The following is a 22,420-nucleotide window of genomic DNA, read 5'->3' as shown; positions in this document are numbered from 1 at the left end:
AAGGGAAAATAGTTATTTTCTAAAAAACTAACCAATTAAAATATTTTCTTCAACATAACTATATTCTTTCTCTCCACTTCCACGGATTGAAACTAATAATGTTGATGAAACTCCCAACTGTCCAATAAACATTAATAAAATTAAGACTAAGGTACTTAAAACCCCTAAATTATATAACTCTGGAAAACTTAAAGTACTTAATCCTGTTGTTCCAAAGGCACTACAAATTGTAAAGAAGGCATTTAAAACATCAATATTAGGATTTTCAGCACTAATACAAATAACAGCTCCCATAATTAGCGCTCCTGAAATTGTTGTTACAGCTAGTGCTCGTTTAACAGTTTCATTTGGAATTTTTCGTTTAAAAACATTAACACTATTATTATTCCGAATAATGGATCAAACCGTGATAATAATAACTGCTAAAGTTGTTGTTCGAATTCCCCCCGCAGTTGATGATGGTGCTGATCCAATAAACATCATAACTGACATCACGATTCGTGATCCGGGCAAAAATTTACTCATATCAACTGTTGAATATCCAGCATTTCTGGTTGACATTGTATTAAAGAAAATATTCATAAATCCGTTTCAATTTGATGTTGAATTTCGTAGAATACTTTCAATGTATGGACCATTAGCACCCGCAGTAGCATTAAGATTAGTAAACTCAATTAATCAAACACTAAAAACTCCCACAATTGATAATCCGACATAAGTAATTAAATTAATTTTTGTAAATAAAGTAAATTTAGCATGTTCTTTTCGGCGTCAAGCAACAAACTTACGTTTTAAGTCATAAAAAGTTGGAAACCCTAATCCTCCAATAACAAATTGGAACATAAAAACAAATTGCATAAAATAATTACTATTATAAGGCATTAATGATGAATTTCCAATAATATCAAATCCAGCATTATTAATTGAAGATATCGAGTGAAAAACTCCACTCCATAAACTTCGTCAAAAATTATGATAGGTTACATTATCTATCATATATTTTCCTTCAATTGATGCCGATGAAAAATAAAAGTTAAAAAATAATAAAATTGCGCCAAAACATTCTAAAATAATTAAAAAAATAAAACTATTTTTAATTAAATCAACAGTATGACCAAAATTACTACTTCCACGTTCTCCTTGCACCAACATTTTATCCTTAATTGAAATTCGTCGTCCTAATCAGACGAAAATCATGATTTTAAAGGTAACAATTCCAAAACCACCAGTTTGAATTAAAATTAAAATTACTAATTGTCCTCAAAAGCTATAATCAGCAGCCGGATTACTAATGGTTATCCCTGTATCAGAAAAAGCACTTGAGGCAGTAAATAATCCTACTAAATAATTTCATGAAAAATTATAAGTTCCTAAAATATTACCATAGCCATCACGAACCACTCGGTTAACATTATTAACAAAGCCTGGAATTGATAATAATAATCCCCCTAAAAAAACAATTAAAATATAAACTAAAAATAATCTTCCCGCTATCTTTGAGAAAGGTAACCAATGACGTCGCCGTGTTAATGGTGCTCCCGGGTCATTATTACGTTGTCGCTTACTATCGTTTTTTCTTTTAAAAATATTTTTAAAATATAACTGATAAAACACCGTTTACGCCCCTCTTTCATTAATATTATATACTACAAGCACTAATTATTGCTAATAATAAAAAAAATAGTATAATTAAAATTGCAATAAGGGGGAGCATTCAATGGCACGAAGAAAAAGTTTTGCAATTATTGGACTAAATAACTTTGGTCGTTCAATCATTGAGACATTAATTGTACGAAAACAACATATTATGGTTTTTGATGTTGATCAAGCCAAAGTTAATAATATGATTGCTAGTTATGACCAAGTTGATGGTGTCGCATTAGATTCCACAGTTAAGGCAAATTTAATTGAACAAGGATTAGATCAATATGATACAATCATTGTTACTATGGCAAGTAATATTGAAGCTAGTGTTTTAACCATCATTGGTTTACAAGATATTGGAATTACCAATATTATTGCAAAATCAAAAGATATTCGTCATACACGAATTTTAAAAGCATTAGGAATTACCAATATTGTCCAACCCGATACCATGGCTGGAAGTATTACTGCGACAAAAGCAATGTTTGATATTGAAATTGAAATTCAAACTGTTGATGAAAACTATGCATCATTAACCATTCAAGTAACTGATCCAAGTATTGAAGGCCAATCACTATCTGACTTACGTTTTATTAATAATAAAGATTATAATATTGTTTATGTTAAGCGCAAAGGACGAGTTATTTTACCAGGAGATGTTGATACAATAAAATTGGATGATGAATTATTATTTATTGCTAAAATCAGTGCAATTAATGATTTGACCATTAAACTGCAAAAAATTGAGCATGAATATGAAAAAGATGGTAAATAACCATCTTTTTATTTTGCTTGTTTTATCGCAATTAACTCAAGAACGACTTCTTGCCCAATTTCAGGGGCAACTTGACCTTTTGTTAATTTCATTAATTCACCCATAAAAAACTTAATAACTCGTTCTGGACGTTGTTCATACTGTTCTAACATTGTTAAATTACTATCAAAAACTGGTTCAATAATTGCTCTGATTTCTGTTGGATTACTAACTTGTCTTAACCCTAAATCAGCAACAATTTTTTCGGGAGGATAATCTTCGACTAAAATCCGTTGTAATACTGTTTTTGCTTGTTTATTAGAAATTATATTTTTGGCAACTAACTTGATCATTGCCACTAAATTTTGTGGTGTTAATGCTGTTTCTCCTAATCCTAAATTTTTTTGATTTAAATAAGCTGCAACATCACCAATTAAATAATGGACAATTGTTTCATATTGGGATGATAACTGAATTGCTGCTTCAAAAAAAGTCATTAAATCATAATCTTGTAAAATAATATCAACATCAGTCGCTTTTAACTTTAATTCCGTTAAATAACGTCGACGTTTAACTGCTGGCAATTCAGGAATCTTCTCTAACACATCATTAATCCAAGTTGATGATAATTGAATTGGAAAAATATTTGGCTCTGAGAAATATTTATAATCAGTCGCATCTGTTTTTTTACGCATTAAAACCGTTGTTTTAGTTTTTTCATCAAAGCGACGCGTTTCTTGTTCAACTGTTTGTCCCATTAATAAAATTTCGGTTTGGCGTTTAATTTCATATTCAATTGCTTTTTCAACATTAGCGATTGAATTCAAATTTTTTAACTCAACTTTATTTCCAAAAGTTGAAATCCCGACTGGTCGTAATGAAATATTAACATCACAGCGCAGGGAACCTTCGTTCATTTTTGCATCACTAACCTGCGTATAAATTAAAATTTCTCGTAGCGCTTCTAAATATTTTCGCACTTGAAAAGCTGATCGGAGCACTGGTTGTGTCACAATTTCAATTAAAGCAATCCCCGCACGATTATAATCTAATAAAGTACCTACATTTTCATGTAATTGCTTTGCAGTATCTTCTTCAATATGTAACCGTTCAATCGCAATTTGCAACGATGTCCCATCTTCATCAGTAATTGTTAAATGCCCATTGCGACCAATTGGATAGTATTGTTGAGTAATTTGAAATCCTTTTGCCAAATCAGGATAATAATAATTTTTTCGATCAAATTGAACAATTGGATCAATCGTTAAATTAAGTGCTTGGCAAGCAAGTAATGCTAATTCAACTCCTTTTTTATTAACTGTTGGCATCACACCCGGATAACCAACATCCATCACATTAACCATACTATTTGGTTTAGCACCATAAGTAACAGGACCCGATGAAAACATTTTTGTTTTTGTTTTTAATTCAACATGATTTTCAATTCCAATTACTGCTTCAAAATTAACCATTATTTTTTCCTCCTTCTGGAGCAACGCTGTTTTTAATTCCAATTATTTCTTCTAGTAATAAACTTGCATTAAAGACCTTTTGATCAGCAAACGGAGCTGCGTTAACGTTAATTCCAATTGGCATATTATCAACAAAAGCAAGTGGCAATGTTAAGGACGGATTCCCCATTAAATTACCTAACACCAATAAATCATCAACGTAATTTTCCAATTCCGCTTCGGTTAAAATTTGATCCTTAATAGCACTAATCTTCGGCGCAATACTTGATGCTGCTGGTAATAATAAAATATCATATTCCTTAAAAACCGCTGTTAAAGCGTCAACAATTAATCGACGAACTCGTTTTGCTTTTAAAAACAATAAGGTTTGGTTTTCTTTTGATAAGGCATATGAACCAATTACATAACGGCGTTTAACAACATGTCCAAATCCTTCTGTTCGAGAATTCATCATCACTGCTTGATAACTATCGCCATCAACTCGTGTTCCAAAATTGATTCCATCTAACATTGAGTGACTACTTACTGCTTCAGCAAAAGAAATGACCATATAAACCGGTAATAATGCTTTTAACAAGTCTTCTGGAAAATCAATTGCATCAATCGTAATTCCCTGTGCTGTTAATTGGGCATATAAATTATCAAAATGTGTTTTAATTTCCTCTGGTAATAATAAGTGCGCATTTTTTAAATAAGCAAATTTTTGGTGTTTAACTGCTCCTGATAAATTTTTAAAATAGTTTTGTTCTTTACTTTTTAGCGAAGTAGCATCTTGATGATCTTCTTGGGCTAAATAATCAAAAACAATTGCACTATCTTCCACAGTTCGGGTAAAATAACCAACTGTATCTAATGACGGCGCATAAGGAAAGACACCATAACGGGAAATTAAACCATATGTTGGTTTAAATCCGACAATCCCACAATAGCCGGCTGGTTTCCGAACAGAATCACCAGTATCTGTTCCTAACGCAAAAGGTACCACCCCAGCAGCAACTAATGCTGCTGACCCTGATGATGACCCCCCCGTAATTCGTGTTAAATCTCACGGATTTAACACATCACCAGTTAACGCATATAATCCATGACCACCCATTCCGAGTTCATCTAATGCGCTTTTCCCCAAAAGGATACTATTATTTTGTTTTAAAATATTAGTTACTGTTGATTCATAAGTTGGGACAAAGTTTTCTAAAATCTTTGAACTTGCTGTTGTTAAAATCCCTTTTGTTGCAAAATTATCTTTTGCAAAATATGGTAAGGCGAACAAATAATTATCTGTTGGTACTGGCAAGTGATCTAATTCTAAAGCTAGCGCCGCTGCCTCAGTTGTTAACTCAGTTACTGTTGCATTTAAAACTTGGTGCTTAACTAAATTAGCAAGAGCTTCTTTAACAATTTGGGATGGCGTAATTTTTTTTGCAATCAAAAGTTGATGTAATTCTTTAATTGAATAATATGACATATTATGTAACCACCTTATTAATTAAAATATAATCATTCATTGTCTCTGGCGCCGCTGCTAAAATTTCTGTTTGTGAAGAAACAACAATTTCATCATCTTCTCGTAAATAATCAACAGTTAATTCAAACGGAAAATGCATTGAATGAACATTAGTTGTATCAATTTTTTGTACCAAATCCATTTGTTGTAAAATAACATCAAACTCTTTACTTAGTTTCGTTAATTCTTCATCTTTTAAATCTAGCATAATGTCATTTGCTAATAAGCGTAAGTCTTCTTTTGTAATTCTTGCCATACTATTCCTCCTTTATTAATAAATCATTAAATTCTTCCTCATTAATAATTTTAACATTTAATTTTTGTGCTTTCACTAATTTACTACCTGCGTCATTACCAGCTAACAAATAAGTTGTTTTAGCACTAACACTTTCCGAAGTTTGACCACCATAACTTTCAATCACCTCTTTAAAGTATTCTCGGGGTTTTGATAAAACACCAGTAATAACAAAACGATAATTTTCAAATTTCTGCGATAAGGTTTGGTTGGTAACAAGGTATGTCATATTAATACCTTTTTGTTGTAGCAAAGCAATCTCTTGTTGGTTTGCCGCAATAGCAAAATAATCAACAACACTTGCAGCAACAATAGGACCAATATCATTAATAATTGATAATTGGTCAATATTTGTTGCGGCTAATTCTGTTATTGTTTTAAATTGACGGGCTAATAATTTTGCTGTTTTTTGCCCAACATGGCGAATTCCTAACCCAAATAATAATCGTTCTAACGAATTTTGCTTTGAATTGTTGATTGAAGCAATCATATTTTCAAAAGATTTTTCACCAAAGTTTTCTAATTGAATAATTTCAGCACGATATTGTTCTAATTGATATAAGTCGCTAAAACTTTTTAAATATCCTAAGTTATATAACCGTTCAATAATCTTTTCGCTAACCCCTTCAATATTCATCGCATTACGAGAACAATAGTGTTCTAATCCGCGCGTGATTTTTTTTGGACAAACTGAGTTGATACAATATTGATCTACTTCTCCTGTTACTCGTTCTAATAAAGACTGACATTCAGGACAATGGGTTGCTTCTTGTCATTTTTTTGCTTTTTTCTGGCGGCGTTCGGCAACATAATTAATAACTTCTGGGATAATATCACCTGCTTTTTTAACTTGTACATCATCACTAACACGAATATCACGTTCAGTAATAAAATCAGCATTATGCAATGTCGCTGCACGAACAATTGTTCCTGCAATTCGCACTGGTTCTAAAACAGCATTATAAGTAATACGTCCTGTTCGACCAACGGATGGAAAAATATTAAGTAATTTTGTTACAACTACTTCTGCCGGAAACTTATAAGCAATTGCTCATTTTGGATTCTTTGCAGTATAACCAATTCGATTATATAAATTTAAATTATTTACTTTAATGACAATACCATCAATTTCATATCCTAATTGATGCCGTTTTGGTTCATATTCTTGAATATATGTTCAAACAGCAGCAATATTGGCACAATAACGATATTCTGGATTAGTTTTAAACTTTAATTCTTCTAAACGTTGCAATGAAGCATATTGGGTTTGAATCCCATCACCCAGAGCATTAACATAATAATATAAAAAGGCATTCAAATTTCGTTTTGCCACAATTGCTGAATCTAGTTGCCGTAATGTTCCAGCAGCGGCGTTGCGGGGATTGGCAAACTCTGGTTCGCCAAGTTTAATTCGTTCCTCATTAATTTTATTAAATTCTTCTAACGACAAATAAACTTCTCCACGAACAGTTAAATTTGGTTGGTTAATCCGTAATGGCACTGACTTAATTTTTTTAATATTAACCGTGACATCTTCGCCTGTTACACCATCCCCTCGTGTCGCACCCATTACTAACAAATGATTTTCATATACTAATGAAATTGATAATCCATCAATTTTTAATTCACACGTATATTCAACTTCTAATAACCCTGTTAGCTCTTTAATTTGTTCATCAAAGTGAATCAAATCATCATAATTAAAAGCATTGGCCAAACTTAACATTGGACTATTATGAACATATTTATTAAATTTTTCACTAACTTGACCAGAAACCCGTTGCGTTGGTGAATCAATTGTAATCAATTCACGATATTGTTGTTCAATTGTCATTAATTCCTGCATTGCCCGATCATATTCTTGATCACTAACACTTGGTGCATCATTAACATAATATTCATAATTCCATTTGTCTAACTGTTCTTTTAATGCTAAACTGCGTTTTTTTGCTTCTTCAAAAGTCATAATTTCCTCCTTATTTTATTACCTTTAACTTTTGCTGATGATGGGGAGGTATTGTTGGTTTTTTAAAATGTCACTTTTTAAATGGTTTAATTCGTAAAGCATAAACACTAATATTTAAGGTAACTAATAACGCCACAATAAAAACTGTCGCATTATTTAATAAGGCTTGCTCATTAAATATTAAAATTAGAAAACGCCCCACTAATGGATTAAAAAAGGTTAATGTTAAAATTGACAACATATTAATTGGCGTTTTTGCCACAAAATTTGGAATTTGTTCAAAAAACAGTAATCAAATTAACGCTAATCCCAAGAAAACAAATGAGATAATTAAAAAAATAATATTTGTTCACGGTTGAAAACGCATCAACTCTAACTGAACATATAATGCCGAAGCAATGTTTTCTAATGTTCAAAAGTTTAAGTTATTTTCTCCCGTTGCTAACACAATTACAACTGAAATTAAAATAAAAATCACAGGAACTACAAACAATAACTTTTTGCGTCCAACATACATCATTAGCTCAATATCGTGCACACGAGAATAATTACGATATAATAATATTGATAAAATTAACATTAACAAAAATAAACCTAAGAAAATAAAAATTAATAAAATATTTTTGATTTGAGCATTATAAAAAATAAAACATAATGTTGGAAATAAGGTAAATTTAACCATATCCTTTAAGAAATTAGTTTTATATTTTAGCATCGTAATTCATGTTGAAACATAAATAATAAATAACATAATATAGGACGCGTCTCATTCAAAGGTAATATAACTTGAAAAAATAATTCCAATAATTCACGGCATGTTACGACTACGATATTCTTCGTTAGTATAAATTGTCATTAAAATAAATGTCACAAAAAACAAGTTTGTTAACATGTTTTGAGGATGCCATGAATCATAGCCAAAGTAATAAATTAATAATTTCGATGCTGACAAAACCACTAAAGATAATAATCCGATTAAGAATCGATTGCTTTTTCTATTAGCAAAATTACTTAATAATGTTACAAAAATGGAAGCAAATAACATTGCATCTAAAATATTTAATAAATTTCAAATAATTTCACTTGGATCAATCCCAGTCATTACAAACCACATTGAAACATTAGTAAACCACGACAAAGAAGCTAAGGCTTGTGCATTACCAACAATAACATCTGGATTTAATTTAAAAACAATATTATTATCAACAGAACCATACTGATAAAAACTTAAAATATATGTGTTCGTGATGTTTAATCCCGATGGGGAAATAAAATAGTTTTTTAAATAATATAAAGCCATAAAAACCCCAAATGTAACAAAGAAAATGGCATGGTTTCAATCTCATAAATTAATATTAAATCAATAGCGAATAAACAATAATAAAAACAATGAATACAAAATATTAATTGATAATAAAGAATAAACTAAAATTATATAACGTAAATCAGTAATTAATTCTAATGGGATTAATAAAAAAGAAATTACAGCAAAATAAAAGAAAAAACCCATAATCATTCCAAAATAAATGTTTTTAGTTCGAACTTTTAAAACTTCTGCTAAAATTGCTCCTGTGGAAGAAAAAACTCAATAATAATACAAGAAAAACGCAATCGCAATTAAAATTATTTTTGTCATTTCATTGTCTCCCCTTGTTAACAATTATAACAAAAACACTGCAAAATGTTAGTTATCTTAAAAAATAAAAGTGATTCTATCATAAAAATCACTTATTTTCACTTATTTTCTATTTAATAATAGCAATAACTTCCCCTTGTTTTACTTTTCCTTCTTTAACAATGGTAATTGTTTTACCGCTCATTGTTTCTGGGGTAAAAACAATTGGTGTATCTAAACTTGGTACTTTTTCTGCTTTTAAAACAGCCAAATCAACTTCGCACAACAAGTCTCCTTGTTTTACATTATCATCTTGTTTCACTTTAATATCAAAACCTTTGCCATCTAATGAAACAGTATCCATTCCAATGTGCAATAGCATTTCAACACCATTATTACTTTTAATTCCATAGGCATGTCCTGTTGGAAAAACAGTAATTAATTTCCCGGCAACTGGTGCCACAAAATTTCCTGCACTTGGTTTAATTGCTAAGCCATCACCTAACATTTTCTGTGAAAATACTTCATCTTCAACTTTATCTAAAGCAATAATTTCACCATCCACTGGGGCAATAATTTCAAGTTCTTTTGATTTTTTACTAAATAATCCCATGATTTCTTCTCCTTATTCTTTAATCAGACAACGCTGCTATATATAATTAGTATACTATAAATTAATTAAATTTACTGTCTATTTTTAAAACAGGGGAAAATCAAGCAATTGATTAACTAAAACTAAGATTAAACCAATTAAACAAAACAAACAACATAAAAAAAGCATTAAATATTTATTTTTTTGAAAAGCCGCCCGTACTGTTAATTTTTGCTTTGTTGCAAAACCATCATCATGCCGATTGCGGCGAATTTTCCGCCACTGTCATCATCACCAACCACCACTTGCTATTGACAACAACGTAAACAACACAGTCAAAACAATTAAAACTGGGATGGGGATATTACTTACTTGCGCATTTAAATAAAACATTAAAATCACCTATTCAACAAATAAAGAGATAAACCATTAGACCACCTCTTTATCCTTTACCCCATAAATACTGACAACAGGACATAAAGTTTACCCGTTAAAAGTACTTATATAATAATTACTTAAATAACATAAATAATTATACACTAAATTATCTAGACATTCGAAGAAAACTATTAACGCTAGTGAGTGTCATTCCACTATTAAACATAATTTTAAATGTAACATTAAAACCAAACAACTATGTTTAAATTATCTTTGAATTCAATTAGTTTTAATATTCAAGATATTATTTAACCTATTGTTCAAATGCTTGAAAATAGAAAAAATCAATGCTACAACATAGAAATTACATACATAATTAAAAAAATACATAAAATTATGTATTTTTTATTAAAAATATTATCTTCTCTATGATTATAAATTAAACAACTTTAAATTCAATTGTTTGTAAAAATTCATCACCCTTATCGGTATTTGTTTCATTCGCATTTGGTTTAAAGAAAAAACTATAAGCAAAACTATTATAACTAAAGTTAACATCTAACCAATTATAATAATTATCTTTATGTTTTTTTCGAAGTAATTGAAAAATCAGCGCCTTTGAACTTTTTGCTAAATTAATATTGACCACAGCCGCAGAATTATTTACAACTCTTGTATCAGATTTAATTTTCGGATCTAATTTGTCATTAAATATTTTAAAAACAGTTCTAAAAAACGGTAATAAACTTGCAAATGAATTATTGTCTGGGCCCTGAAAATCATTTGCCTTTTCTGCTAAACTATCAAAATCATTTTGAGTCATTTTAAAAACAAATTTATCATTATATGTTTCAATTTGATAATACTGTCATAATTCCATTGTTGTTTCGGCAAATTGATTTAGTCTTTCGTCAATAAAATCTTTGGGCATTAACACTTTAATTGGTGTTTTTAACTTTTTCCAACTATTTTTATTATTAAACGGTAAGTTTTCAATCGTGAAACTACCTGGATAAAAAGAGGCAAAATTTGCTTTAACATAATAATCATCTTGAAGCGTTGCTGTAAAATATTTTCGTTTATAAAATTTTAAAAAATTTTCAACAGTTAATTTTTGTGAATCATAACCTTCACCAGCTCATGATAAAACGGAATCTGATTTGCCTACAGTTCTTACAAGCCCAAATGTGGATGACAAATAACTTCAGTCAGGAGAAGTCTTAAATAAAACTCCTCTTTTTGTTAATTCTTGAGTAATAATTGGTCAAATAGTATTATTTTTATTCACAGTGTCAAAATCACGATTTAAATTATCAATAATTTCATACTTTTGTTTTTCAAAAAGGTCATCAACAAAAATTAGAAAATAATTTTCAAGATTCTTTTGAATTCCACTTAATGCTTCTAAATCATTACAAATAACAACCAATCAGTTTATTTTATCATCTTGCTCAAAATCTTTAAATTTAACTTGATATTTAATATCAAAATTAATTGTAATTCCCATAATACTATTGTTATTAACGGTAATTAATTTTGCTAAATTGTCAAAATTAATATGGTGTAGAGTAAAAACAATATCATTTGCTTCCAATGCTAACGGAGTCGTATTAAGATAAAAGTTAGAATATTCATTGGCAATTTCACGATTTAAGTTATTAAACTCAACTCTAAATGCAGTTACTAATTGATCAAGAAAACGGTACTGACTAATTGCTGTGCCAACTAAAACTTGACCATCATTAGTTTTTAAACTAGTAACTAATTCTTCAAATTTTGCAACTTGGTCAGAATAAGCAGTAATATCAATCGTTGATTTTGCATTCCATCATGCTTGAAAGTGTTTCTTAACACGTTCCTTAATTTTATTTATCGTTTCAACATCATTTATGGTTTGGTTTGAATCATCATCAGGAATATACTTTGGTTCCTTGCTACAACTCACAATTGTATTAACCGTTGGTGTTAATAAACTAACCGTCGTTAAAATTGTCAATAATTTTTTCATTTTTTTACCCCTTTTCCAAAAAATACTTACACTTTAATTGTATTTAATAAAAAAAAAAAAAAAAAAAATGTGCTTTTATCAAATTTTTTGTATTTTAAAATAGTTATTTGCAAATAATTTGCAGAAATAGTACGTCAATTTAAAAATAACAAAAAAATAACACTATTTAGTGTTATTTTATTAAACATTTAAAGCATTTTTTGTTGTTTTTTCCACTAAAGCTAATACTTCATCAGCTGTTTGACATGTTAACGCTTTTACTACTAATTGTTCCATCGCTGGCACTTCTAACTTACTAATAATTCGTCGCGCATTTAAAATACTTGTGGCTGACATTGAAAAATAATCTAATTTCATTCCCATTAAAAGCGGAATTGCTTGTTCTTCACCCGCCATTTCCCCACACATTCCAACTCATTTGCCTTCTTTATGGGCTCCATCAATGATTGTTTTAATCAAACGTAAAACTGAAGGATTATACGGCTGATATAAATAAGCTACAAATTGACTCATTCGGTCAGCGGCCATTGTATATTGAATTAAATCATTAGTTCCAATTGAAAAGAAATCAGCATGTTTGGCAAATTGGTCAGCTAAAACAGCCGCTGATGGAATTTCCATCATCATTCCAATTTCAATATTATCTGCAACTTGATGTCCTGCTTTAATTAGATTTGCTTTTTCTTCTAATGTAATTTCCTTTGCTGTTTTAAATTCATCAACAGTAGCAATCATTGGAAACATAATACCAAGTTTTCCATGCACACTTGCCCGTAATAAAGCTCGTAATTGTGTTCGAAACACATCAGTTTTATCCAAACATAAACGAATCGCACGATAACCTAGAAATGGGTTCATTTCTTCTGGAAATTTAAAATACGACAATTTTTTATCGCCCCCAATGTCTAATGTCCGAATAATAACTGGGCGTTTTTCCATTCCTTCTAACACACCTTTATATGCTTCATATTGTTCATCTTCGGTTGGAAAATGATCATTATCCATATATAAAAATTCACTTCTAAAAAGTCCAATTCCTTGTCCGCCGTTATCCAAGACACCTTGTACATCTTTGGGTGCCCCAATATTACCTTCTAACACAAATTTTTGATAACCGTCTTTTGATATTGTCGGTTTATCTTTAAAAGCTAATAATTCTTGTTGCAATTCAAAAAACTTTGTTCTTTCTGCCGTTCAAGTTTTAACTTCATCAGCTGATGGAGTTAAAATAACTTCGCCAGTTGTACCATTAATCATTATTGCTTCATTATGTTTTGCTTGTTTTGTGACATCTTTTAGTCCTAACACAGCCGGAATTTCTAAACTACGGGCCATAATAGCAGCATGGCTAGTTCTTCCTCCCATATCACAACTAAATCCTTTTGCAAACTTAGGATCTAATTGAGCTGTTTGTGATGGTGTTAAATCTTCTGCTACAATAATGACTTCCTCATTAATTGTTGCTAAATCTAATACTGGCACATTTAAAATATATTTAATTAACCGGTCAGTTACATCTTTAATATCGGCTGCTCTTTCCTTAAAGTATGGATCATCCATTCCAGCAAACATTGCAATAAATTTCTGGGCAACCGTATGAATTGCATACGCTGCATTATTTTTGTCATTATTAATCATGTTTTTTGCTTCATCAATCATTGCTGGATCATGCAAAATCTGACTATGAGCTTCAAAAATCGCCGCTTTTTCGGCCCCTAATTTCTCTAACGCAATTTTTTGTAATTTTTCAATATCAGTATTTGCTTTCTTCATCGCTGCTTCTAAAATTTTAATTTCACTAGCTGAATCAGAAACCGTATTATTTAAAACCTCATATTTTGGTTCTTCTAATTTAAAAACTTTTGCAATTGCAATTCCATTACTAGCACCTATCCCGTGCAGTTTTTTTGACATAATAAAAATTCCTCACTTCTCTTTCTACTAAAACTATTTTTATTATATACTGAAAATTGGAAAATTGTTGCAATTTAAACACAGTTTTCACAATAAAACGATTAATTTTTTCCATTAAAATAAAAAATATCTTGTCTTTTTACAAATAACACAGCATATTATATCAACGACTTTTAATAATTCCATTCGTAAAAATTCGGTATCAATAAATTCCAATAAATAAAGTATGGTTATTAAAATTAAAATTCTGATAAGTATTTTTTGACATTTGGTGCAGTTTTGTCGCACTATAAACCACAAATCATCTTTCACCACAAAGAAAAGCATAATTTGGAATTAACTCAGTTAAGTCAAGTTTCCCACCGGTTGCTTTTAATTTTTTTTGGACACAAAAAATAAATAATTTATTATTTTGATTGCTTAATTTTCAGTTCTTATGAAATGCCTTAAAATTAAGACAACAATTATTACACATCGGCTGTAAAGTATCTTTACGCATTTAAAAATCTCCCTTTTCTTTTAAATTAAGTAACAGAATTAATTTTAAACAGAAATAATTTTATAGCTTCGTACTAACTAAAATTATAATATATTTTTAAATATAAGCATAATTATATTAAAAAAAAAAAAAAAAGACTTTAATGTCTTTTATCAAATAATTTGTAAATAATTTCTATAAAACAAACAAATTATTTGCTGTCACTAGGAAAATACCAATTAAACAAATAATTTATATTGTTATTTTTTATAATTTTCAAAGTTATCTTAAATTAAATTTTATTTTTTGTTTCACCATTTGTTAAAATTTCTTTTAAATTTTCATATGTTGTTTCAATCATGTTTTTGACCGCTTCATCAGTATATGAACCAACATGCGGTGTAATAATTACACGTGGATATAAAGTTAACAGTTTATTAGTAATGTCATCTGGTGTTTTTTCACCTTTAAAATCTTTAAAGAAAACATCACCTTCATTTTCTAAAACATCTAACCCAACCCCTTTTAAATGATTTGATTTTACTGCTTCATAAACAGCTTCACTATCCATTAATTGACCTCGTGCCGCATTAATTAAAACTGACCCTGGTTTCATTTTTGCTAAAAATTCTTTGTTAACTAAATGATGATTTTGATCTTTAATATATGGACAATGCAATGAAATTAAATCAGATTCCTTAATTAAGGTGTCTAAATCCGTATAAGTTAAAATTGTTTTTGCTGCATCATTTTCATAAATATCATGACCTAAAACTTTTGCACCCATGCCATGCCATGCTTTTGCTGCTTCAAAACCAATCCGTCCTGTCCCAATAATTCCAATTGTTGAATTACGAATTTCTTTTGTAAACATAAAATCATCAACTTTAAAATTAGTATTACTTTCATTATTTGCCATATAAAATAAATTTCGTAATAACGCATTCCCCATTGCAACCGCTAGTTCACTTACAGCATTAGGTGAATAACCTGGAACATAGGCCATTTTAAAACCTAATTCATGAGCTTTTGTTAAATCGATATGATTATATCCAACTGTTCTTGTTAATAAATATTTAACACCATATTCTTGCATTTTTAATAAGTTTTCTTCATAACAATCACAATTAGCGCGCACCATGACAGCATCATGACCTTTCGCTGTTACAATATTATCTTTTGTTAAATATTCTTCAATTAAAGTCAATTCATAGCCGTACTTTTCATTTAACTGTTCAAAAAGTGGTCGTTCAGTTTTACGAACTCCATAACAAACCATTTTAATTTTTGCACTCATTGTTATTTCCTCCTAATATGTAAATAATGAAGTCGCCCCAATTGCTGTTGTAATAATTACTCAGAATGGTAACGAAATAATTGAAAATAAAGTTGAAACTAATGTTAAGTTACTTGTTAACATTGGTCATTTATTATAACCAATTGAATATGCAACAATGACCGAAGCTGATGGTGCTGCTAACATAATAACAATAACCGCTAACCCAATTGAATCTAATTTTCATGCTCCAGTTTGTTTTCCAATTACAGCAAAGATAACTGCTAATACCAATCCAACAACTGGTGCTAAAATAACTTTCATCATCATTCCATACCACACTTTTTTGTCTTGCATTGCTTCACGGATTTTTCCTTTCGCTAATGTCATTCCAATTGCTAATCAAGCTAATGGGGTACAGACTCCTTCTAATGTTTTTGTTATTTTAAATAATGGTGGGAAAGTATTATCTAATCATAATGGTGAAAATAATTTTCCGCTACCAATTGCATTTTGATCTGGAACCACTGCAATTCCTGGAATCAACTGTGTTACTCAAAAGATAAATCCAATAATTGTTGCAATTAAAATTGGATTAACAAAAATTTGTTTTAAGTTTGCTTTAACTGTTGCCATTTTTTTAGCACGCATTTCAGCTTTTACTTGTGCATAACCAGTTGGATCCACTTTTGCATCAATAACCGTTTCTGACACGGTCTGTCCAACAGCTGCTAACTGCCCTGTTACTGGTTTACTCATTACAATAAATCCTAATGAATATAAGAATACTCGATACGGAATATTAAAGACATTAGCTGGCAAAGCTGCTTTCCCTGCTCCAAATAAAGCAGTCACAACTGGAATTCCGAAGAAAGTAGTTGAGGCAAAAACAGTACACATTGCTAATGTATCTCTAACATCTTGGTCATACTTAATGTAAAAGTATTTTGCAACAATTCCCAAAATAATATAGAATAAAAATCCAACTAATAAAATTGCTGCTTGTGTTTTAACTTGTTCAACAGTTGTATCAGCCATAAAGCCATTAAATGCTAAAGACGGTAACCCTACAACCATGACAATTTTAATTAAAACTGCTTCTCAGTCCTTTTTAAAAGTTCCCCGTTTTGTTAAAAATCAACCCAAAAAAATCACAAACATTGTCGCAATAATTGCACTTCAAAACCCTCATGCTTTTAAAGTATCAATAACCGCTTTTCCAACATCCGCTTGTAAATATAAATGCATTAATTTGTGTCTCCTCTCATTTTTTCTAAATAATGTACTTTTGTACTACTGATATTATAGCCTTAATTACTATAATATTATACAATAATAGTGGAAAATTTTGACAAATTAAAAAACTAACAATAGTTAGTTTTTTAATAATCTTATAATTCAATTAAAACTTTAATGCCTGGTCCCATTGTTGTTGTAACAGCAATATTTTTAATATATGCTCCTTTAACAGCAGCTGGTTTTGCCTTACGAATTGTTTCATAAATTACATCATAATTAGCTTTTAAATCTTCTGCTTTGAATGATGCTTTTCCAATAATTGAATGTATGTTTCCATTTTTATCAACACGATATTCAACTTTTCCTTTTTTAACATCATCAATTGCTTTTGTAACATCAGGTGTAACAGTTCCTGTTTTAGGATTCGGCATTAAACCTTTTGGTCCTAATAATTTCCCAATTTTTCCTAATTCAGCCATAATATCTGGTGTTGCAATAATTACATCATAATCAAATCAATTTTCTTTTTGAATTTTTTCAATTAAATCTTTTCCTCCAACAAAATCTGCTCCTGCTGCTTTTGCATCAGCTTCCTTGCTATTTGTTAAGACTAAAATTCGTTGTGTCTTTCCCGTTCCTTTTGGTAAAACAACAGCTCCTCTAATTTGTTGGTCAGCATGACGTGGATCAACATTTAAATTAAATGCAACTTCCACTGTTGAATCAAATTTTGTTGTTGCGGTTTTCTTTGCCAATTCAATTGCTTCAGTAATTGGATAAACTTTGTTTTTTTCTACTAATTCAACAGCTTTATTATATTTTTTCCCAAATTTTGCCATCGTTAGTTTTTCTCCTTCTTACTTGGCATACCTTCAACAACAATTCCCATATTACGGGCAGTTCCTTCAATAATATTCATTGCCGCTTCAACATCATTTGCGTTTAAGTCAACCAACTTATATTCCGCAATTTTACGAACTTCATCCACTGAAATAGTTGCAACTTTTTCGTCCTTTGCCTTTGCTGATCCTTTTTGGATTTTAGCAGCTTTCTTTAATAAGACTGCTGCGGGAGTAGTTTTTAATTCAAATTTAAATGATTTATCATCAAATGCTGTAATAACAACTGGTACAACATCACCCATACGGTCTTTTGTTGCATCGTTAAACTGGGTACAAAACTGCGGCATGTTAATTCCTAATGAAGCTAACTCTGGCCCCGGTTTTGCTTGTCCAGCTTGAAATTCTAATTTTGCAATTCTAGTAATCTTTGCCACGAGCAATTTCCTCCTTTTGAATTCTCGCTGTGGTCCAAACGTAATATTAAAATTACTACCACATTTAAGCACATTCTATCAAATAGAATAAATGCCTAATTAATTATATAACAATAAGTTAGGAAAAAGCAACTTTATTTCATCCTATCATTGTATTTTAGAGAAAGAACCACTTCTCCAATAAAGTTTTTAAAAAATAATGTTAACTTGCTTTAGGATAAACATAATCTGTTGGTTTAAAAGCAATTCCATATTTTTCTACTGGTCATGGCGTATAGTAAATATTATTTGTTGTTGCATTAACCCCAAAATTAAATCGTAGACTATACTTTCTACTTGCATATATGCTTAATGACCGGTCACGTCCAATAACAGGAACCAAATCATCAACTTCTGTTGTTACTCAGAACTTATCAATATCTGGCAAAGTTTTAATTTGTGAATCATTTTTAAATTTATTTAATAAAATTCTTCAAATTTTTCGATGTGATAATCTATCATTCTTAACTTGCTTTTCTAAATCATTTCAAAAAGGAACATCTAAAAATAAAGCTCCTTCTCTTCAAACTTTGATATCCCAAGTAATTTTATAATATTGATAAAAGGTACTAATGATTCGACCAAAATTCTTGATTTTTTCAATCATTCCATCACGAGTAATTCCCACACTTAAATAAAATGATTTACCATCATTTAATACAACACCAGATAATGGAACTCCTGCTACTAAAATTTTTGCTAAGTTAATTTTAAACTGTCCTAACTGTAATTTTGGACCAGAAGTACTTGTTAAAATATTTAGTTTCTCACCATAATATTCTAAAAAATTTTCTGGCGTTAATTTATCAGGCGCATAACCAGTATTAACCCATGTATATGTTTCATCATCAGGAATAACTGGTGTAACACCATTTGTATCTGGATTAATAATCGAATTCAATAAAATTAAAATTTTTTCATCCTTGGCATAGGTAATGCTATTCCGAATGTCACCAAGTTCATTGTCAGCATGTAATGCTGCATCTAATTCTTTTTGAACAATTGTATCTAATATGCTATGATCAAATGCATAATTTAAATCAAAGTTTTCATAAATACTTCGAAAAGCGGGATTCTGATCCACAATAATATCTTCAGCCAATGTCTTAAAAAACTTAACAATTGTTTTAGAAACAGCTCCCGTTACAGCTGTTAAGATTTCATGCATTTTTTCTTTATCATTTGTAATAGTATACTGAATTAAAAAAGGAACAACTGTCTCTAATGTTTTAAATTTAATTTTAACTTCCAATTTAAAATCTAAACGAACCCCTTTTAAGTTTTTAATATCAATTTTTACTAAAGAACCCAATTTAGCAATATCAATGTAATTTAACATAAATTGATAATCTTTTAAATCAACGTTTAAAGGCATTGTATCAATATAATAATTTGAATATTGATTAGCAATTTCACGATTAACATTATCAAAAACTGCCTTAAAACCATTGATTAATACAGTTAACCCTAAAGTAATATTTTCATCATTTAAACTCAATTGCTGTTGTGGTTGATTGCTATTAACCATTGTAAATAACTTTTCAAGGTTCCCAGTTGAATAATCATTAATATCAACTAATGATTTTTCCATTGCATACTTTTGAAATGCAGTACTAACTTTTTTAGTAATTTCATTTAAAATTTTTAAATCACCTTGATAATCAATACCATTATTTTCATCTTGACTAGGACTTTGTTTCGTAACACAACTAACTATTAAACTTGGACTAACAACACTAAAATTTAAAACTCCTAATATCATTAATATTTTTTTCATTATTTAACACCTCACATATTTTTCATCAGATATGAAGTGATTATACAAAAAAAAAAAAAAAAAACAAGTGGTACATATAATTTCAAATTATGTCATATAAAGTTAAAAACATCATTGATTATTATTTTGCTAAATAATAAATATTTATTCGTGAAAAGAACCATAATGAATCTTTTTATATTATTTAGTTTATTTTTCTGTCAATTAATAAAAATGAATAGTAAAATAATAAATGTAACAATTATCATATTATCATTTTTAGTAATCGGCAAAACTTGTCTCAAAGATTTAAGAGTCGAAGGGGACGGAAAAAAGGGATAATAAGATATAAAAATTTTGCTAAGTTTATTAGGATTAGGAACAATTGGAATAACTATTCCAACACCAATATCTGAACTAACAAAAATACTATTAATGTTGAACAACAAGATAGAGATGCAAAAACATTGTTAATTTCAACTATTGGAATAGTTTATTATGCATATGAATAAATTTCGCGTGAAATGATTGATAACATTATGCGAGAAGCGATTTGAGAAATTGATGCAGCTACTCCAAAGATGACAAATCAAACCGCTAAATAAAAAACTGAAGCAGCAGCTAACGAGACAATTAAAATGTTTAGAGTTTGATCAACTTATGATAAAAAACAAATAATAGCAAAATTTATCATACCTAATTTACAAGAAGCAATAGATATTTTAGGATAATAAAATCAGTTTTAGTATAAAGAAAAAAGATGATTTTATAAAAATCATCTTTTTATTATTTATTAAATTTTTGTCCTATTTAGAAAGTACACTTCCAAAGAAAGATTTTAAACAAACTAGATAAAATTATAGTAATCTAAATTGTTGAACATTCAAACAATATATTATTTAATTAATGTTAAAGCACCATACAAATTGGCATCATTATTTTTAGTACACGTTCTAATAATAAAATGTTGTTTCATTCCTGATTTTAGCATTACCACTGCTACTTGCTGATTTAATAGTCTAAAAAACAATTTGTTTTCTGATACGGCCCCACCAATAATAATAGTATCTGGGTCCAATGTAAAAGCATTATTAACAATTGTTTTTGCCAAATAATAAATCATTTCATCAATACTATTTTTTGCCCTATCATCAATTTCATATAAAGAAAAAATATCTTGGCCAGTTTGTGCTGCCCCCCCTTTTTGAGTAAAGCGGTTAACAATTGAATATGTTGAGCTTTGTGTTGAAGTATTATAATATTCATTATTTTGAATAAATTCTAAACCACAACCAAATTCACCCGCCTGAAAATGACTCCCCTTAAATAGTTCACGATTAATAATGATGGCTCCCCCCAAACCAGTTCCAACAATAAATAGCATTGCATTTACTAAAGTAGAATCAACACTAATTTCATATAAACCAGCACAATTAGCATCATTTTCTAAATAAACATTAACATTCTTATTTTTAAAAAATGTTTTTCAATTTACTAAATGATAATCTTTAATTGCTCCCAATCCTGATATCTCTCCTGTAACAGTATTAATAACACCTAAGGAAGATATTGCAATATTTTTAACGTGATAGTCTCCAATTATTTTATAGTAAATTTGTGTAATAATTTTTTCAATTGTTTTATGATTAATTAAACCACCATAAATAAATTTATCTTGTAAAATTATCATTTTCTTTTGATCAAACAGAATATATTTTGTACTTAAGCCACCAATATCAAACACTAAATTCATTATTAAATAATTTCAATTTCATTAACTAATGTTAAGATGGCTTCTTTTGTTGTTGCATTAAATAAATTTTTACGAAAATCATCATCTATTAATTTTCGCGCCACAGAAGAAAGCATTTTAATATGTTCTACTCCTGAACTCACATCAGGAATTGCCAAACCAATTGCGACCTTTACTTTTGAACCATCAATTGAATTCCAAGCAATTGGCTCTGCAAATTGATAAACAAAAATCCCTGGTTGAATAATTTCTTTTACTTTAGCATGTGGGATTGCAATCCCATCATTAAATCCTGTTGATCCTTCTTTTTCGCGATGAATTAATCCTTTATAACATTTTTTAAAATTTAAACTAACATCATTTTCAACAAAAGAAGCTGCAATAAAATTAAAAGCGTCTTTTTTTGTTGTACTAGCAACATTTAAATAAATATGATTAATATTAAATAGTTTTTGATTCAT

At 29.4% G+C, this 22,420-nt stretch carries 19 protein-coding genes; 1 reads left to right on the top strand and 18 read right to left on the bottom strand.

The window, feature by feature from the left end; all coding sequences use genetic code 4:
- Positions 1 to 27: 27 nt before the first annotated feature.
- Positions 28 to 1,614, bottom strand: coding sequence for a TrkH family potassium uptake protein (locus E7Y35_RS05355; protein ID WP_283271965.1), 1,587 nt, complete (start codon positions 1,612 to 1,614; stop codon positions 28 to 30).
- 103 nt (positions 1,615 to 1,717) lie between these two features.
- Here E7Y35_RS05355 and E7Y35_RS05350 point away from each other — a divergent pair, with 103 nt between their 5' ends.
- Positions 1,718 to 2,419, top strand: coding sequence for a potassium channel family protein (locus E7Y35_RS05350; protein ID WP_283271964.1), 702 nt, complete (start codon positions 1,718 to 1,720; stop codon positions 2,417 to 2,419).
- A gap of 8 nt (positions 2,420 to 2,427) precedes the next feature.
- Here E7Y35_RS05350 and gatB read toward each other — a convergent pair whose 3' ends face one another.
- From gatB to E7Y35_RS05265, 17 genes are all read right to left on the bottom strand, one after another.
- Positions 2,428 to 3,870: an Asp-tRNA(Asn)/Glu-tRNA(Gln) amidotransferase subunit GatB gene (gatB, locus tag E7Y35_RS05345; RefSeq protein ID WP_283271963.1), complete on the bottom strand. Its 1,443-nt coding sequence runs from the start codon at positions 3,868 to 3,870 to the stop codon at positions 2,428 to 2,430.
- Positions 3,863 to 5,335, bottom strand: a complete 1,473-nt coding sequence (locus E7Y35_RS05340) for an amidase family protein (RefSeq protein WP_283271962.1) — start codon at positions 5,333 to 5,335, stop codon at positions 3,863 to 3,865. Before E7Y35_RS05340 ends, gatB begins: the two co-directional genes overlap by 8 nt.
- Position 5,336: 1 nt before the next feature.
- On the bottom strand, positions 5,337 to 5,630 hold the full coding sequence (gene gatC, locus E7Y35_RS05335) for an Asp-tRNA(Asn)/Glu-tRNA(Gln) amidotransferase subunit GatC (RefSeq protein ID WP_283271961.1): 294 nt from the start codon (positions 5,628 to 5,630) through the stop codon (positions 5,337 to 5,339).
- Between the two features lies 1 nt (position 5,631).
- On the bottom strand, positions 5,632 to 7,635 hold the full coding sequence (gene ligA, locus E7Y35_RS05330; RefSeq protein ID WP_283271960.1) for an NAD-dependent DNA ligase LigA: 2,004 nt from the start codon (positions 7,633 to 7,635) through the stop codon (positions 5,632 to 5,634).
- A 10-nt stretch (positions 7,636 to 7,645) separates the two neighbouring features.
- Entirely contained in the window at positions 7,646 to 9,271 is a 1,626-nt protein-coding gene (locus tag E7Y35_RS05325; RefSeq protein ID WP_283271959.1) for a hypothetical protein, read from the bottom strand.
- Between the two features lie 109 nt (positions 9,272 to 9,380).
- The gene (locus tag E7Y35_RS05320) at positions 9,381 to 9,863 is read right to left on the bottom strand and encodes a PTS sugar transporter subunit IIA (protein ID WP_283271958.1); all 483 of its coding nucleotides are present in this window, start codon (positions 9,861 to 9,863) and stop codon (positions 9,381 to 9,383) included.
- An 84-nt stretch (positions 9,864 to 9,947) separates the two neighbouring features.
- Positions 9,948 to 10,235 (bottom strand): hypothetical protein, encoded by a 288-nt coding sequence (locus E7Y35_RS05315; protein ID WP_283271957.1) that lies wholly within the window; start codon positions 10,233 to 10,235, stop codon positions 9,948 to 9,950.
- Between the two features lie 424 nt (positions 10,236 to 10,659).
- Positions 10,660 to 12,228 carry a lipoprotein gene (locus E7Y35_RS05310; protein WP_283271956.1) on the bottom strand — a complete coding sequence of 523 codons (1,569 nt, stop codon included), beginning with the start codon at positions 12,226 to 12,228 and terminating at the stop codon, positions 10,660 to 10,662.
- Positions 12,229 to 12,408: 180 nt separating this feature from the next.
- The gene (gene ptsP / locus E7Y35_RS05305) at positions 12,409 to 14,142 is read right to left on the bottom strand and encodes a phosphoenolpyruvate--protein phosphotransferase (RefSeq protein WP_283271955.1); all 1,734 of its coding nucleotides are present in this window, start codon (positions 14,140 to 14,142) and stop codon (positions 12,409 to 12,411) included.
- A gap of 139 nt (positions 14,143 to 14,281) precedes the next feature.
- Complete coding sequence (locus E7Y35_RS05300; protein ID WP_283271954.1) at positions 14,282 to 14,641, bottom strand: hypothetical protein; 360 nt, start codon at positions 14,639 to 14,641, stop codon at positions 14,282 to 14,284.
- Between the two features lie 271 nt (positions 14,642 to 14,912).
- Positions 14,913 to 15,917: an NAD(P)-dependent oxidoreductase gene (locus tag E7Y35_RS05295; RefSeq protein ID WP_283271953.1), complete on the bottom strand. Its 1,005-nt coding sequence runs from the start codon at positions 15,915 to 15,917 to the stop codon at positions 14,913 to 14,915.
- A 12-nt stretch (positions 15,918 to 15,929) separates the two neighbouring features.
- A complete protein-coding gene (locus E7Y35_RS05290; protein ID WP_283271952.1) occupies positions 15,930 to 17,144 on the bottom strand; it encodes an AEC family transporter in 1,215 nt (404 codons plus the stop codon).
- A gap of 143 nt (positions 17,145 to 17,287) precedes the next feature.
- The gene (gene rplA / locus E7Y35_RS05285; protein WP_283271951.1) at positions 17,288 to 17,974 is read right to left on the bottom strand and encodes a 50S ribosomal protein L1; all 687 of its coding nucleotides are present in this window, start codon (positions 17,972 to 17,974) and stop codon (positions 17,288 to 17,290) included.
- Between the two features lie 2 nt (positions 17,975 to 17,976).
- Positions 17,977 to 18,411, bottom strand: a complete 435-nt coding sequence (rplK, locus tag E7Y35_RS05280) for a 50S ribosomal protein L11 (protein ID WP_283271950.1) — start codon at positions 18,409 to 18,411, stop codon at positions 17,977 to 17,979.
- Positions 18,412 to 18,613: 202 nt separating this feature from the next.
- A complete protein-coding gene (locus E7Y35_RS05275; protein WP_283271949.1) occupies positions 18,614 to 20,227 on the bottom strand; it encodes a hypothetical protein in 1,614 nt (537 codons plus the stop codon).
- Positions 20,228 to 21,101: 874 nt separating this feature from the next.
- Entirely contained in the window at positions 21,102 to 21,959 is an 858-nt protein-coding gene (locus tag E7Y35_RS05270; protein WP_283271948.1) for an ROK family protein, read from the bottom strand.
- 2 nt (positions 21,960 to 21,961) lie between these two features.
- Positions 21,962 to 22,420 (bottom strand): PTS sugar transporter subunit IIA, encoded by a 459-nt coding sequence (locus E7Y35_RS05265; RefSeq protein WP_283271947.1) that lies wholly within the window; start codon positions 22,418 to 22,420, stop codon positions 21,962 to 21,964.

This window comes from Spiroplasma sp. SV19, from assembly GCF_030060925.1.
Taxonomy (GTDB): domain Bacteria; phylum Bacillota_I; class Bacilli_A; order Mycoplasmatales; family Mycoplasmataceae; genus Spiroplasma.
Note: the sequence above shows the minus strand (reverse complement) of the source record. Positions and strands in the feature narration are given on the sequence as shown.